Raw genomic sequence first — 13,208 nt, 5'->3', positions numbered from 1 at the left:
TTTTTTATGCTGTAATCCCAAGAAATGACAACTTACGCGATCGGGGACGTTCAAGGCTGTTTCGTTGAATTGCAGCGGCTGCTCGATAAGATTTCTTTCGATGCCGCGCGCGATCAACTGTGGTTTGTCGGCGATTTGGTCAATCGCGGGCCGGATTCGCTATCCACGTTGCGCTTTGTGAAAAAACTTGGCGAGCAAGCCATTACGGTGCTCGGCAATCACGATTTGCATTTGCTGATGGTGGCCGAAGGTTCGGCCAAGCCGCGCAAGAATGACACTTTGCAAGAAGTGCTGGCGGCACCGGATCGCAAGGAACTGCTGGATTGGTTGCGCAGGCAGCGCTTGATGTACGCGCGCGACAGTTTCGCCATGGTGCACGCAGGCTTATTGCCATCGTGGTCCGTGGAAAAAGCGCTGGCGCTGGCGCGCGAAGTGGAACAGGCGCTGCAGGCAGAGAATTACCGCGACTTGTTGGCGCGCATGTACGGCAACCATCCGCTTCGATGGAGCGACGATTTACATGGCATAGACCGCTTGCGGGTAATTATCAATGCCATGACGCGTCTGCGCGTTTGCTCGGAAGACGGCGTAATGGAATTTGCTCACAAGGGAAAGCCTGAAAATGCGCCGCGCGGCTACCTGCCATGGTTCGAACTGCCCGGACGGTTAAACCGCGACGCGACGATTATTTGCGGACACTGGTCAGCGCTGGGTCTTTTACTTCGGGATAATCTTGTGGCGCTGGATACGGGCTGTCTGTGGGGAGGAAATCTGTCGGCAGTGTCTCTGGAAAACCGCCGGGTATTCCAGGTTTCCTGCGGCGAACAGAAAGGCTCAGACAACCCGCAATAGCAGTCTCGGCGGCACGCGCAAGCTCCCTGCGGTTTTTTCCCTGCGCGGAAATCGGTGCGAGAAATATCAATTCTGCATCGATCTCCTGCTGCGCGAGAATGTTCAATAGCGACTCCAAAAGAGTCGTTTCGCCGGCATATGCCACCTCGGTATTGGGACCGCCGTCGCGGTCGCAATATCGAAGCGCCACTGGGTATAGCGTGCTGTGCAACATTACCGCCGGTTCCAATAGCGAAGAATGGAACGCCTTAATACAGGTGCCGTCGCTGGTCGTGCCTTCAGGGAAAATCGTAACGCAATCACCGCTACGCAGCGCTTGGTTGATAATCTGGTTGATGCGTGCGGTATCGCGGCGTCTCATCCGCTCGATAAACAGGGTACCGACATTGCTGCATAGCCAGCCGATTACCGGCCAAGCGCGTACCTCAATCTTAGCGACAAAATGCGTGTAATACAGTGCGTATAGCATAAAGATGTCCAACCATGAAACATGATTGGGCGCCAGAATGGAATTGGCGGGCGTGGTTTCCGGGTGGGCCCCTTTCACGTTGAGCCGCACGTTAAGAATATTCAGCAGTGTCAAGGACCAGCGCCTGACAAAGAACATCCAGCGCGCTTTGCTGCAATTAGGCTGGAAGCAAGCAACGGCCAGCACCGCGTAGACCAGATGGAAAAACAACCGAAATATGCGGTAGACGCGCGTCGGATAAGAGGCCTGATTTCGAGTCATTTATTTCCACTTATTGAATTGTTTGCGCTTACCAAGTTAGGCCTCTACAGGCGTACGTAAACGCCGGGCCTTCGCCAGCAAAACTAATCAACTACAGGTGCAACACGCGCGGCACCGCCGCCGGAAATCACGTACACCCGCTCGCCAGGTCGAAAATTTTGATCCGCCTTCTGAGTAATCGCAACAGTATTGCCGTTGTCAAGCCGGACAATGATTTCCAGCCCCGGCTCACGCGTTATCGCTTCTTCGGCTGCGGCCCCTGCAAGTCCGCCCGCCACACCACCGATTATCGCTGCAATTGCGCTGCCGGAATTATGTCCAATCGTGCTGCCGGCGATACCGCCTACTCCTGCTCCCGCCAACGCGCCGATCGGGGTCTTGGTGCCTTCAATCGTCACCGCACGCACGCTTTGCACGGTGCCATGTCTGACCGTTTCCTCTTTGCGTGCCTGACTGCGCGTATACGCGCTACCTGACATGCTTGACGCACAACCGCCGAGAATCAAACTCGCGGCGAGCAAGCCTATCAACGATGAGGAGCTTTTCACGATGTCCTCCTGCCTCTACCAGATATGTGTTCCAAAGTGCCGGTGGTAGCGATCGCGGATTTCAGCGCGGCTGAAGTCATGGTTCTGGCCGCCGCGGCGCGCGACCTTTATTGCACCCATGAGCGAGGCGAGCCGCCCGGTTGTCCACCAGTCCATGCCTTGCGAGATGCCGTACAACAATCCGGCACGGTAAGCATCACCGCACCCGGTCGGATCCACTACAGCTTCAGCCGTAACGCATGGGATGTCCGTTCGTTTACCACCGGCATAGATTACGGATCCACGCGCACCAAATGTGACAACCAAGGCCTTCACAAGTTTTGCGAGTTCTTCAACTTTTTTGCCGGTTTTATTCTGCAAAAGTTGCGCTTCGTAATCATTGAGCGCGACAAAGTGCGCCTGCTGCAGAAAATTCAGTAATTCCTCGCCGCTGAACATCGGAAGTCCCTGCCCGGGATCAAATACGAACGGGATTCCCCGCTCATGAAATTCTCTGGCGTGTTGCAGCATGCCTTCGCGCCCATCGGGCGATATGATGCCAAGATTCACGCCGTCAGCGTCATTAATATGGTTGTAATGAGAGTAATTCATCGCTCCCGGATGAAACGCGGTAATTTGGTTATCGTCCAGATCGGTAGTAATAAATGCTTGTGCCGTAAAAGTGTCGGGCACTTCGCGGATGTATTTTCGCGAAAGACTTAACTTATCCAGCCGGTATGAATACGGCTGATAATCCACGCCTACGGTCGCCATGATGAACGGGTCTCCGCCCAGCAGCCGTAAGGTATAAGCGATGTTCCCGGCACAGCCGCCGAACTCGCGGCGCATATCGGGCACAAGAAACGCCACATTGAGAATATGAATCTGCTCGGGCAATATGTGATTTTTGAAGTAATCCTTGAACACCATGATGGTATCGTAAGCAATTGACCCGCAAATCAGCGTACCCACGCTCGCCTCACAACTTTATAAAAATCACAGGGCAGAATCTAGACAAACAAAACCAGCACCCAAACCACTGGGACGTTTACCAGGCTGAGGAGAACCGCAGCACTGGCAAAGTCCTTGGCGCGCTTACTCAAAGGGTGATACTCGGGAGAAATCCGGTCCACGACCGTTTCAATTGCGGAATTGATGAGTTCGACAATCAATACCAGTAATACGCTCGCCAGCATAAGCGCCTTGCCGTTACCGTTTGCTGGAAGCAGCAGCGCTGTTGGTATCAAAATTGCAGCCAGCACAATTTCCTGCCGAAATGCAGTTTCTTGTCTTATTGCGGCAGATACGCCGTCTAAAGCGTAAAGAAATGCGCTCCAAATGCGCATTAAGCCGGTCTTGCTTTCGTGAGAGTTCTCGTGGCCTTTCATTTTTCTTCGGTCAGCGTTGCACCGGCTGCCAGCCTAACGGACCTCTATTGATACTTTGCCGCATTGAGCTTTTTATGCAAGTGCAGCTAAAGCCGCTCTGTAATTTGGCTCGTTTTTGATCTCAGGCACCATTTCGGTGTACAGCACTTTGTCATCGGCATCCAGCACCACCACGGCGCGTGCTGTGACTCCCGCCAGTGGCGGATCGGTAATAGCCACGCCGTAATTTTTCATAAACTCCGCGCCACGCATGGTGGAAAGCGTAATGACATTATTCAAACCTTCGGCGCCGCAAAACCGCGACTGCGCAAAGGGCAAGTCGGCGGATATCACCAGAACTACGGTGTTTTTGAGCTTGCTTGCCTCTTCGTTGAAGCGGCGCGTGGACGTGGCGCAAGTGGGCGTATCGAGGCTCGGCACAATATTGAGCACTTTGCGCTTGCCAACGAAATCTTTCAGACTCACGTCTTTCAGGTCTTTATTTACCAATCTGAATTCCGGGGCTTTTTGCCCGACTTTTGGGAAGGTGCCTGCTACGTTGATTGGATTTCCTGCGAGGGTGACTTTTGCCATGGCGAGTACTCCTAAGGTAATCAATTAATTTTAAGTATGCCTTGCACATTACGGGCGCGCAACCAATGCCCGCAATGAATTAGATATTCCTGCTTCCGTCAGTTTTTTTTGGCGCTCCACCGCATTAGCGGTCCGTAACCTGCCGCGGAATTACGCGGTATGTTCTGAACATTCGCGCTGCACACAGTTTCTGGCCGTTTTTTATGCCCAGCGGGACTCGCAGTAAACTGCTATCACTTCAGCGCGTGGGACCAAACCCGTCCCTAGCGTTCAAATCAGGGGTAAAACAGCAACAAGCGGTATCCTGCGGGTTTGAGATCGTCGCTGTCTATATATAGCTTGATTCCAAATTCGCTGTTGGCCGGCATTCCGTCCTTCGGAACCGCTTTGCCTCCGAGATATTCCGCAGCGGTGAACGCGCGTCGCGCTACCATCTGGTCTTGAGTATCGGTGAACGTAATTTCCAGCGCAGGATAGGCCTGACCAAATAGTGCGCGGTTGCGCAATAAGGCCGTGAGCACGATCAGGTTCGGGCGATCGGGATCGGCCTGCAAGTCTGAAGATTCAATAGTTAAAAGGTCGGAAAATTTCGGCAAGCCCACCGTACATTGCAAAAACTCGCAGGAGCGCTGCAAGTAGGGTTTTAACTCCGGGTAGTAAGCAGCAATCTGTGCGCGGAAGTTATATGTTACTTGCGCGGCGAGCAATATCAACATCATCAGCGCCGCAATGAACCAGAGCCATGTGCGGCCATTTTTTCGCGCTGCCTTTTCACCGGCCATGTCGATAAAACTGAGCGGCTTTGCGGAGGGCTCCGACGTTGAACTTACCTTTGTCTGCGATCTCGGCGCCTCCGCCGTTGCGCCGCCCTCAATCGGAGGATTAGAACGTCCGGTTTCTTCCAACGGGTCGTCCAACGTGGCGAGGGTATCAAAAGCGCTGAAAATCGCAGAGCACTGGCCGCACCGCACTTGTCCCCGGGTGGCCCCGAGTTCCTCATCTTTTATGCGGAAGGTTGTATGACATCTGGGACAGGAAGTCACCATGCTCATGGCAAGAACCTCTTTTTTGCGCTTAAACGCACCCAGCCTTGCTCCTCCGGCCGCTCGTAAAAATCAAACCAGTCGCGATAGGCATGCTCTACATCATGCGCCTGGGCTGCGAGAATACCGGATAACACCAATGTCCCGCCCGCGCATGTAGCCTCTGCAAGGAGCGGAGCGAGTAGTTTCAGCGGATCCGCGAGAATATTCGCGAGCACCACATTAGCATGGATTGGAGGCGCGGCCTGCGCGCAGTAATATTCGGCCTGCACTCCATTTTTCTCGGAATTCGCCTGACTCGCGAGCACCGCTTGTGGATCACTGTCCACACCGAAAGCTCGGCCGGCCCCGAGTTTCACGGCTGCGATGGCGAGTATTCCCGATCCGCAACCATAATCAAGCACTGTTTCCCCACCGATGATATTTTCGTCCAACCAGCGCAGGCACAAACGCGTCGACGGATGACTGCCGGTGCCAAAGGCAAGTCCGGGGTCAAGACGGATATTTACAGCGTCGGGATCGGGGGGCATGTGCCAGCTCGGTACGATCCAAAGCCGGGGTGATATTTTCAGCGGCGTAAATTGCGCCTGCGACAAGCGGACCCAATCCTGTTCGCCGACCTCCGTGATTGTGTACCGTCCAGCCGGCAGGTGAAGCGCAATCGAAGCATCTTTTACGATGCTGGAGATATCCGCGTGCGCGGGAAACAAGCCGCTCACCCGGCTTGGCTGCCTCGCGGCAGTCGGTGGGCCGCCGGGCGCACCAAACTGCGGCGGTTCGCGTTCTGCGCCCGCGCTGGCATCGGCAATGTCTACTGAGAGCGCGCCCAATTGCAGCAACGCTTCGCTCAACGCCTCGGCGTGCAGAATGTCGGTTTCTACATTAAGCGAACGCCAACTCATAAATCGAGGATTTCAAGAACTGCATATTGGCTAGCGACTGAACTATAGCCCCATTTTAGGCCACTATCAGGTTTTTTCGGAATTGTTAGGCGCGGGATTGCGACAAATTAAGTGCATAAATCCGCTTATTCGTAATCTTGCAATACCTGGAATTCGGGGCCGTCAGAGACGCAGTTTCATCGGTTCTTTGTTGTAGCTGGCAAGTTTCTGTTCGAGATAATGAATACTGGTCAGCCCGCGCAGAAAAGCGGCATCGACCATGAGTTCCTGGTGCAGCGGAATATTGGTCTTGATGCCTTCCACCACCATTTCCGATAGAGCGATGCGCATGCGCGCGATTGCCTGCTGGCGGGTATCGCCATACGCAATCAATTTGCCGATCAGCGAATCGTAATTTGGCGGCACAAAATAGTTGTGATAGGCGTGCGAATCAACCCGAATACCAGGGCCACCTGGAGTGTGGTACGACGTGATGCGGCCCGGAGAAGGTGCGAAGGTGTACGGGTCCTCCGCGTTGATGCGGCACTCGATAGCGTGCCCGCGAATCACAACATCTTTCTGCCTGAGGCGAAGCCGCACTCCGGCTGCGACGCGGATTTGTTCCTGTACGATATCTACTCCCGTAATCATTTCCGTAACGGTGTGTTCGACCTGCAACCGTGTATTCATCTCGATAAAATAAAACTGCCCCCCATCGAACAGAAATTCAAACGTCCCGGCGCCGCGGTAGCCGATCTTGCGGCATGCCTCGGCGCAGCGCTCGCCGATCTTGTCGCGAAGTCGCGGGGCCAGGTTGGGTGCGGGTGCTTCCTCTATTATTTTCTGGTACCTGCGCTGCATTGAGCAGTCGCGGTCGCCCATAAAAATCGCGTTGCGGTGCTCGTCGGCTAACACCTGGATTTCGATATGACGGGGGTTTTCCAGGTACTTTTCCATGTACACGGTGGGATTGCCGAACGCCCGTTGTGCTTCGGCTCGGGTCGTGGCTACCGCATTAAGCAGCGCGGCATCAGTATGCACTACGCGCATGCCGCGGCCACCACCGCCTCCCGCGGCTTTGATAATCACGGGATAACCGACGTCCTTGGCGATTTTCCTGACTTGTTCCGGTGCTTCCGGCAAACTTCCTTCTGATCCCGGCACACAAGGCACTCCGGCTTTCTTCATCGCCGCCTTAGCGCTTACCTTATCTCCCATGAGACGTATAGTTTCTGGGCGCGGACCGATGAACACGAAGCCGCTTTTCTCCACCCGCTCAGCAAAATCGGAGTTTTCCGAAAGAAAGCCGTAGCCCGGATGTATCGCCTCGGCGTCAGTTACTTCTGCTGCACTGATGATCGCCGGAATATTAAGATAGCTTTGATCGGACGGCGCGGGCCCGATGCATACAGATTCATCCGCGAGCTTTACATATTTCGCTTCGGCATCGGCCTCGGAATGTACGGCCACGGTCTTAATACCCATCTCGCGACACGCACGCTGAATGCGCAAAGCGATTTCCCCGCGGTTGGCTATGAGTATTTTTTCAAACATTATGAGATTTTGCTTTTCGTCGCAGAAATGCCAATAGCATTACGATTCATTTTAAGAACGATATCGGGTGTCGGCCTGGACAGAGTGAGTTGCTTTGCGCCTCTGCGGCGCCGCTTTTAGCCAATGACAAACAGCGGCTCTCCGTACTCCACAGGCTGGCCGTTCTCGACCAGAATTTCCTTAACCATTCCGCCGCAGTCGGCTTCGATCTCGTTGAGCAGCTTCATCGCCTCGATGATGCACAACGTATCGCCCTGGTTTACCGTCTGCCCAACTTCTACAAACGGTTTAGCGCCGGGTGCGGCTGAGCGATAAAAGGTGCCAACCATTGGAGCTTTTACCACGTGTCCTTCAGGTTCTGCGGGCGGCGGCGTTTGGCCGGTCGCCGCGGGTGCCAAGGTTCCCGAAGCGGTTTCCTTGGTAACGCTCTGAGATATTGCGGCTTGCGCGCCGGTTGTCACCGTAGCCTGCGTGCTTTGACCGGTCCTGCTAATGCGGACCTTTTCCTCGCCTTCGGTGATTTCCAGTTCAGCAATGCCCGATTCCTCCACCAGGTCTATGAGCTTTTTCAATTTTCTCAAGTCCATACTGAACCTCTGGCACGTTACCCTGAAATGCATGCCGGCTGGTTAAAGCCGGGCCTTCAGGTATTCAGGTTTGCAAGGCAAACTCCAGCGCCAGCTCATAGCCCTTGGCGCCCAGTCCGCTGATGACACCTTCCGCCAGGTCAGAAAAATAAGAATGGTGGCGGAATGCTTCGCGGGCAAAGATATTGGATAGGTGAACTTCAATAAACGGTATTTTTACCGCGGCGAGGGCGTCGCGAATGGCCACGCTTGTGTGCGTAAAAGCTGCGGGATTGATAATGATAAAGTCGACCTGATCGGTTCCTGCTCGCTGGATTCGGTCAACCAAGATATTTTCGGCGTTGCTCTGAAAGCAGGTAAGATTAGCGCCAGCCTGTTTGGCGCGTTCCGCCAGAAAAGAATTGATCTCTTCCAACGTATCCCGCCCATATTGTTCTGGCTCACGGGTCCCAAGTAGATTGAGGTTAGGACCGTGCAAAACCAGGATATTTTTCATAGCCGTCGAAGTTTGCGGTAAATCGCAGCAAAAGTCCAGCTTTTCGCCGAATATCGGCGAAGTTAACGCAAACTGCACGTTAAAAAGGGGCGGCTTCTAGAGAAGGGGGCGGATTATGGGCTCGAGCTTATCCAGGGTCAACCCGCCGTAACGGGTAGCGACTATTTTGCCGGTGCGGTCGATGATCAGCGTAAAGGGCAGCGCCCCGGCATTGTTTCCCGCCTTCCGGGTCAGGTCCATGACTCCGAAGCCGCCTATGAGCAGAGGATAGTTGATCCCGATGTCCGCCGCATAGGCGCTGACCGCGTCCTTTTTGTCCAGCGCCACACCGACAATAACTAAGCCGTGACTTCGGTATTTTTCTTGCACCTTGATGAATTGCGGGATTTCCTTTTTGCATGGCGGGCACCACGTGGCCCAAAAGTTGACAACGAGGACCTTGCCTCGCCATTGTTCAAACGGTTGGTCGTTCCCCTTGAGGTCGCGCAGGGTTGACCCAAACAGCGTTTGTGAAGCGCTATTGGTTTGTGCCGGCACCAACCATGCCGGGGCATTAACCCAAGGGCCGGCATAGAGACCCGCAGCAATTGCCAGCAGCGCTAGCGTAACGATTAGGTAGGCACGCTTGCCCACGCTAACGCATCACCGAATCAAGCGTTGCCAGAAATGTCTCGGGGTTCTGGTACCCGATCACACGCGTTTTGAGTTCGTTGCCCTGCTTATCGAAAAACAGGATGCCGGGCGGCCCATACAAGCCGAAGCGTTTCAACATAGCGGCGTCCTCCGCGCTGTTAGCGGTGACATCCGCCTGCAATAATTTGACCTTTTTCAGCTGCGCTTGTACCGCCGGGTCCGAGAACGTAAACAACTCCATTTCCTTGCAGGAGACGCACCAGTCAGCATAAAAATCGAACATCGCATATCGTCCCTTGGCTTCGGAGAGCGCCTGGTTTAGTGCCGCGTTATTTTCCACGCGCTGGAATTTGAGTGCCGGCACAGGCGTTGCGATACCGGTGAACCGCGCCAGCGGCCCGAAAATTCCCCGTCCGCTGGAAAAAGCTCCGATCAAAAACACCGCGGCCACAGTCAAGACCATGATTCCAGCCCCTTTCCAGTATCTGCCGTGCGCGGATTTCGCTGGCAGCGCGGCTACGAGATAGATTGCGCCGAGGATGACCAACGATGCCCATAGCAGCAGATGTGCGCGCTCGGGTATAAGCGACGAGACCAGCCAAATGGCGACGCCCAGCAGCAACACGCCGAAAAATTTTTTTACGGTGTTCATCCATGGTCCGGCCTTGGGCAAAAGCGCCCCCGCAGAAAGTCCCACCGCGATAAGCGGCGTTCCCATTCCCAATGCCATAACAAATAGGCTTGAACCGCCAAGGACTACATCCCGGGTCTGGCTGATATAGAGCAAAGCACCTGCGAGAGGCGCTGCAACACAAGGGCCGATTATGACAGCGGACAGCCCTCCCATGATGAACGCCCCGACCAGATTTCCTCCTTTGATTCTGAATGCCGCACCGGAAAGTCTAGTTTGCAACGACGCGGGCAACTGCAGCTCGTAAAATCCGAACATGGAAAGCGCAAGTAGCACGAACAAAGCAGCAAATGACATGAGCACCCAGGGTTCCTGCAAAGCGGTGGAAATGAGCGTGCCGGTGAGCCCTGCCGCCACTCCGGCTATCGCATAGGTAAGCGCTACTCCAAGCACATAAAAGGCTGAAAGTGCCAGGCCGCGCCTTTTGGTCATTCGTTGTTTTTGGCCTACGATTATTCCGGAAAGTATCGGAATCATTGGAAATACACATGGTGTCAGTGACAACAGCAGGCCAAAGCCGAAGAAGCTCGCAATAATGAGCCAGAAACTGCCGCCGCGCAAAAGCTTTGCGGCTAGCGCCGACTCGTCGCCAAGCGGTGATTCGATTGCGGTTATAGTTTGCGACGGGACGCTCGCAGATATTTGCGGCGTTCGCAGAGCTGCAAGCGGGTTGACCCCCTCGGGGACCGACATGTATTGCGCGCCGAGCTGCAGATTGACGTTCTGCACAAGCGGCGTATAGCACACACCGGCATCGGCGCATCCCTGCGCGACTGCTTTCAGCGTTAGAATCCGGTTAGATCCAGTTTGCTGCACGGGCAGATTGATAATCAAATCGCCGCGGTAGGTCTCAACGCGACCGAAAAACGGATCCTGATGTACCTTGCCGGGGGGCAATTGCGGCTTGCCGAGGGAAAAATCATTTTGCTCCACCTCGAATTTGAACCTGTTGCGGTATAAATAATAGCCTTCAGCAATTCGGTAGCGCACTCTAATATCGTTGGCGTCCACCCACTGCGCCGACAGCCGAAACGCTTGCTCGGGTTGCAGCAATTCCGGTTCGTTTGCGCGGGCAAACGCCGAAACCAGCATCAGCAAAAGTAGCAGCAAGCGCATTTTGGGGAGGGTGGACGTTCAGCCGGTGATCGTCAGCGAATGTGTCTCGACAGCGAGCCAGTCAAGGTATGCCTTCAATCCGTCGCTTATAGGGACAGCGACTAATTCTGGAAGTTCGTAGGGATGGCTCTGTCTTACCATTTGCTCAAGGCGCGGAAAATGCGCTTTAAGCGTCTTGATAAATACCGGAACTTCCTGCGCCGTCTCGATCTTGCCCTTCCAGCGGTAGACCGATGTGCATTCCGCCATCACGTTAACGCAGGCCGCAAGCCGCGCTTCGACCAATTTATGCGCAAGCTCCAATGCCGCGTCGCGATTTGGAAAATTGGTCAAGACCAATATTGCGTCCTCGGTCATGATAACCCGTATGCAGTTGTTTTATTCGACTTCACCGCGTGTTCGAAGCAGCGCAATGCATACTGCTTTAGTTCGCCGCGCGCTGGCGCAGCGCGAGGTTCAACGTGCCACTCTGCACGAACTTTCTCGCAACGTCCTGGAACGCCGCAACGTAAGTGCTTTGAAGCGCCTGTTCGAAAAAAGCCGTAACGCCCCCAGTTTGCGATTCGGCGTGGAATGCAGCAATCTCGTCACCGTTTGGCAGATAACCCTTCGCAGTAACATCGACGTACCAAACCTGCGCCATGGGGTTGTATACGCTCCTGCCGTGAACTTTGATTATGAGGTCCGGCACCGGCATCTCATTGCGCGGCAAAACCTGCTTGGCGAGCGGCGCAAAAGCCGTCAGCGCTGCCTGTTGTACCAGCTTGCCTTCCATAGTCCATTGGTATGTCTCAAAATATCCATAGACGTTGTAGAAATGATGCGTCTGCAACGCGAGATCCTCAGGGGTCATATCTACCGCAAGGCGCAGGGGCAGATGCTGGTCAAGAGAGACTTGCTCAAGCGCAGGCTTAGCCGGGGTTCCGGTGCATCCTGCAAGCAGCGCCAGTAGCACCGGCCATATCAGGACATTGCGTGTCATAATCGGTTTCATTGGTAAAAGGCGGTTCTCTCATCGCGCGGTATCGCGCGTTTCCCAAATCGGTTGCGCAAGCTTGCTGGCGCTTTTATGCTCTGCCGCGGCGAGTCCATCGATCACCATCGGGTAGCGCAGTTTCACCTGCAACTCGCGCTTCATGCGCCGGTTGACAAGACGCCGCGACTCCGACATGAACGACAATAGCGTCTCGGAGATATTTTGGCATATTTCACCATAAGAAACCCGCGCCGGTCGCGGCAGACCGAAACGGTCCGCCACCAAGTCGAAGTAATCGCCCATTCGGAGTTCCGAATCGTCGCTGGTGTTATACGCCCGTCCCGGTTTGCCGAATCGCAGCGATGCGATCACGATGCGCGCCAGGTCATCGGCGTGAATATGATTGCTGTAAGGATCCTGCTCGGGCAGCAACGCCGGGGTGCCGTTTTTAAAGCGCTCAAGCGGCAGCCGGTCGCTGGCATAGATTCCGGGTACGCGCAGGATGCTTACACAAACACGGTTGCGCCTTCCCCATTCGCGGACTCGGCGTTCGGCATCCAAGCGGCGCTGGGCGCGCAGGGTGTGCGGTCGCAACGGGCGCGTTTCGGGAACGATTTCACCGTCGCAGTCGCCATACACGCCACTGGTACTGATGTAGATGAGTCGATGTGGTAAAATTTTTCCCTTTGCCAGCCCCGCAAGCAAATGTGCGGTGCGTGTGTCTTGCGTGCCTTGGCTTGGCGGCGGCGCAAAATGCACCACGTCTTGCGCCAGTCCGCCCAGCATCTCAAGCGTTTCCGGGTTGTCAAGATTGCCGGGGATGGGCGTGATGCGGTATCCGCGCAATATGGGGTAGCGCTGCGGGGAGTGGGAAAGCGCATAAACACGGTAGCCTGCGGGAAGCTTCCGCACCATGCGCAGCGCGACATCACCGCAGCCTATAATCAACAGCCGCCTCATTTCTAATAGTTTAAGGTATCCGGTAATGCAGTGGTATCCCCGCCCTCAGAGCCTCTAACATAATGAAACGAATAGTGCGACGGCGTCGGTTTCGGATGCAGGCCGCGAAGCGAGCCGCGCCGTTGGGTTATTCTCCAATAAGCGGGCGAGTGACAAAGGCGTGCGCCGAAATCCGCGCCGTCCCCGCGGGTTGCGACCAAA

At 54.9% G+C, this 13,208-nt stretch carries 15 protein-coding genes and 1 pseudogene; 1 reads left to right on the top strand and 15 read right to left on the bottom strand.

From position 1 onward, the window contains the following. The first annotated feature begins 24 nt into the window (after positions 1–24). Positions 25–852, top strand: coding sequence for a symmetrical bis(5'-nucleosyl)-tetraphosphatase (locus tag VLV32_07705; GenBank protein HUL41774.1), 828 nt, complete (start codon positions 25–27; stop codon positions 850–852). Positions 853–1,045: 193 nt separating this feature from the next. Here the strand turns inward: VLV32_07705 and VLV32_07700 are convergent. The 15 genes and pseudogenes from VLV32_07700 to VLV32_07630 all read right to left on the bottom strand — a co-directional run bounded on the left by VLV32_07700 (position 1,046) and on the right by VLV32_07630 (position 13,007). After that, a pseudogene (locus VLV32_07700) lies at positions 1,046–1,459 on the bottom strand (lysophospholipid acyltransferase family protein). Positions 1,460–1,665: 206 nt separating this feature from the next. Further along, the gene (locus VLV32_07695) at positions 1,666–2,061 is read right to left on the bottom strand and encodes a glycine zipper 2TM domain-containing protein (protein HUL41773.1); all 396 of its coding nucleotides are present in this window, start codon (positions 2,059–2,061) and stop codon (positions 1,666–1,668) included. Between the two features lie 84 nt (positions 2,062–2,145). Next, positions 2,146–3,081 (bottom strand): carbohydrate kinase family protein, encoded by a 936-nt coding sequence (locus VLV32_07690; GenBank protein HUL41772.1) that lies wholly within the window; start codon positions 3,079–3,081, stop codon positions 2,146–2,148. 38 nt (positions 3,082–3,119) lie between these two features. Continuing rightward, positions 3,120–3,497 (bottom strand): diacylglycerol kinase, encoded by a 378-nt coding sequence (locus VLV32_07685; GenBank protein ID HUL41771.1) that lies wholly within the window; start codon positions 3,495–3,497, stop codon positions 3,120–3,122. A gap of 72 nt (positions 3,498–3,569) precedes the next feature. Beyond that, positions 3,570–4,070, bottom strand: a complete 501-nt coding sequence (gene tpx, locus VLV32_07680; GenBank protein ID HUL41770.1) for a thiol peroxidase — start codon at positions 4,068–4,070, stop codon at positions 3,570–3,572. Positions 4,071–4,345: 275 nt separating this feature from the next. Beyond that, positions 4,346–5,122, bottom strand: a complete 777-nt coding sequence (locus tag VLV32_07675) for a DUF3426 domain-containing protein (GenBank protein ID HUL41769.1) — start codon at positions 5,120–5,122, stop codon at positions 4,346–4,348. Continuing rightward, positions 5,119–6,015 (bottom strand): 50S ribosomal protein L11 methyltransferase, encoded by an 897-nt coding sequence (gene prmA / locus VLV32_07670; protein ID HUL41768.1) that lies wholly within the window; start codon positions 6,013–6,015, stop codon positions 5,119–5,121. Before prmA ends, VLV32_07675 begins: the two co-directional genes overlap by 4 nt. 162 nt (positions 6,016–6,177) lie before the next feature. After that, complete coding sequence (gene accC, locus VLV32_07665; GenBank protein ID HUL41767.1) at positions 6,178–7,548, bottom strand: acetyl-CoA carboxylase biotin carboxylase subunit; 1,371 nt, start codon at positions 7,546–7,548, stop codon at positions 6,178–6,180. 116 nt (positions 7,549–7,664) lie between these two features. After that, the gene (gene accB, locus VLV32_07660; protein ID HUL41766.1) at positions 7,665–8,135 is read right to left on the bottom strand and encodes an acetyl-CoA carboxylase biotin carboxyl carrier protein; all 471 of its coding nucleotides are present in this window, start codon (positions 8,133–8,135) and stop codon (positions 7,665–7,667) included. A 64-nt stretch (positions 8,136–8,199) separates the two neighbouring features. Then, positions 8,200–8,631, bottom strand: coding sequence for a type II 3-dehydroquinate dehydratase (gene aroQ, locus VLV32_07655; GenBank protein HUL41765.1), 432 nt, complete (start codon positions 8,629–8,631; stop codon positions 8,200–8,202). Between the two features lie 96 nt (positions 8,632–8,727). Continuing rightward, positions 8,728–9,264 carry a TlpA disulfide reductase family protein gene (locus VLV32_07650; protein ID HUL41764.1) on the bottom strand — a complete coding sequence of 179 codons (537 nt, stop codon included), beginning with the start codon at positions 9,262–9,264 and terminating at the stop codon, positions 8,728–8,730. 1 nt (position 9,265) lies between these two features. Continuing rightward, entirely contained in the window at positions 9,266–11,071 is a 1,806-nt protein-coding gene (dsbD, locus tag VLV32_07645; GenBank protein HUL41763.1) for a protein-disulfide reductase DsbD, read from the bottom strand. Between the two features lie 18 nt (positions 11,072–11,089). After that, complete coding sequence (gene cutA, locus VLV32_07640) at positions 11,090–11,428, bottom strand: divalent-cation tolerance protein CutA (protein ID HUL41762.1); 339 nt, start codon at positions 11,426–11,428, stop codon at positions 11,090–11,092. Between the two features lie 67 nt (positions 11,429–11,495). Next, the gene (locus tag VLV32_07635; GenBank protein HUL41761.1) at positions 11,496–12,053 is read right to left on the bottom strand and encodes a hypothetical protein; all 558 of its coding nucleotides are present in this window, start codon (positions 12,051–12,053) and stop codon (positions 11,496–11,498) included. 30 nt (positions 12,054–12,083) lie between these two features. Further along, positions 12,084–13,007, bottom strand: a complete 924-nt coding sequence (locus VLV32_07630) for an SDR family oxidoreductase (GenBank protein HUL41760.1) — start codon at positions 13,005–13,007, stop codon at positions 12,084–12,086. Between the last annotated feature and the right edge of the window lie 201 nt (positions 13,008–13,208).

The sequence above is a fragment of the Burkholderiales bacterium genome, assembly GCA_035518095.1.
GTDB lineage: Bacteria > Pseudomonadota > Gammaproteobacteria > Burkholderiales > JAHFRG01 > JAHFRG01.
Note: the sequence above shows the minus strand (reverse complement) of the source record. Positions and strands in the feature narration are given on the sequence as shown.

Bases quoted from the DNA above. Each gene is read 5' to 3' on its own strand.
- VLV32_07705 (HUL41774.1), top strand. From the start codon at position 25: ATGACAACTTACGCGATCGGGGACGTTCAAGGCTGTTTCGTTGAATTG.
- VLV32_07695 (HUL41773.1), bottom strand. From the start codon at position 2,061: ATGTCAGGTAGCGCGTATACGCGCAGTCAGGCACGCAAAGAGGAAACG.
- VLV32_07685 (HUL41771.1), bottom strand. From the start codon at position 3,497: ATGAAAGGCCACGAGAACTCTCACGAAAGCAAGACCGGCTTAATGCGC.
- tpx (HUL41770.1), bottom strand. From the start codon at position 4,070: ATGGCAAAAGTCACCCTCGCAGGAAATCCAATCAACGTAGCAGGCACC.
- VLV32_07675 (HUL41769.1), bottom strand. From the start codon at position 5,122: ATGAGCATGGTGACTTCCTGTCCCAGATGTCATACAACCTTCCGCATA.
- prmA (HUL41768.1), bottom strand. From the start codon at position 6,015: ATGAGTTGGCGTTCGCTTAATGTAGAAACCGACATTCTGCACGCCGAG.
- accC (HUL41767.1), bottom strand. From the start codon at position 7,548: ATGTTTGAAAAAATACTCATAGCCAACCGCGGGGAAATCGCTTTGCGC.
- accB (HUL41766.1), bottom strand. From the start codon at position 8,135: ATGGACTTGAGAAAATTGAAAAAGCTCATAGACCTGGTGGAGGAATCG.
- aroQ (HUL41765.1), bottom strand. From the start codon at position 8,631: ATGAAAAATATCCTGGTTTTGCACGGTCCTAACCTCAATCTACTTGGG.
- dsbD (HUL41763.1), bottom strand. From the start codon at position 11,071: ATGCGCTTGCTGCTACTTTTGCTGATGCTGGTTTCGGCGTTTGCCCGC.
- cutA (HUL41762.1), bottom strand. From the start codon at position 11,428: ATGACCGAGGACGCAATATTGGTCTTGACCAATTTTCCAAATCGCGAC.
- VLV32_07635 (HUL41761.1), bottom strand. From the start codon at position 12,053: ATGACACGCAATGTCCTGATATGGCCGGTGCTACTGGCGCTGCTTGCA.
- VLV32_07630 (HUL41760.1), bottom strand. From the start codon at position 13,007: ATGAGGCGGCTGTTGATTATAGGCTGCGGTGATGTCGCGCTGCGCATG.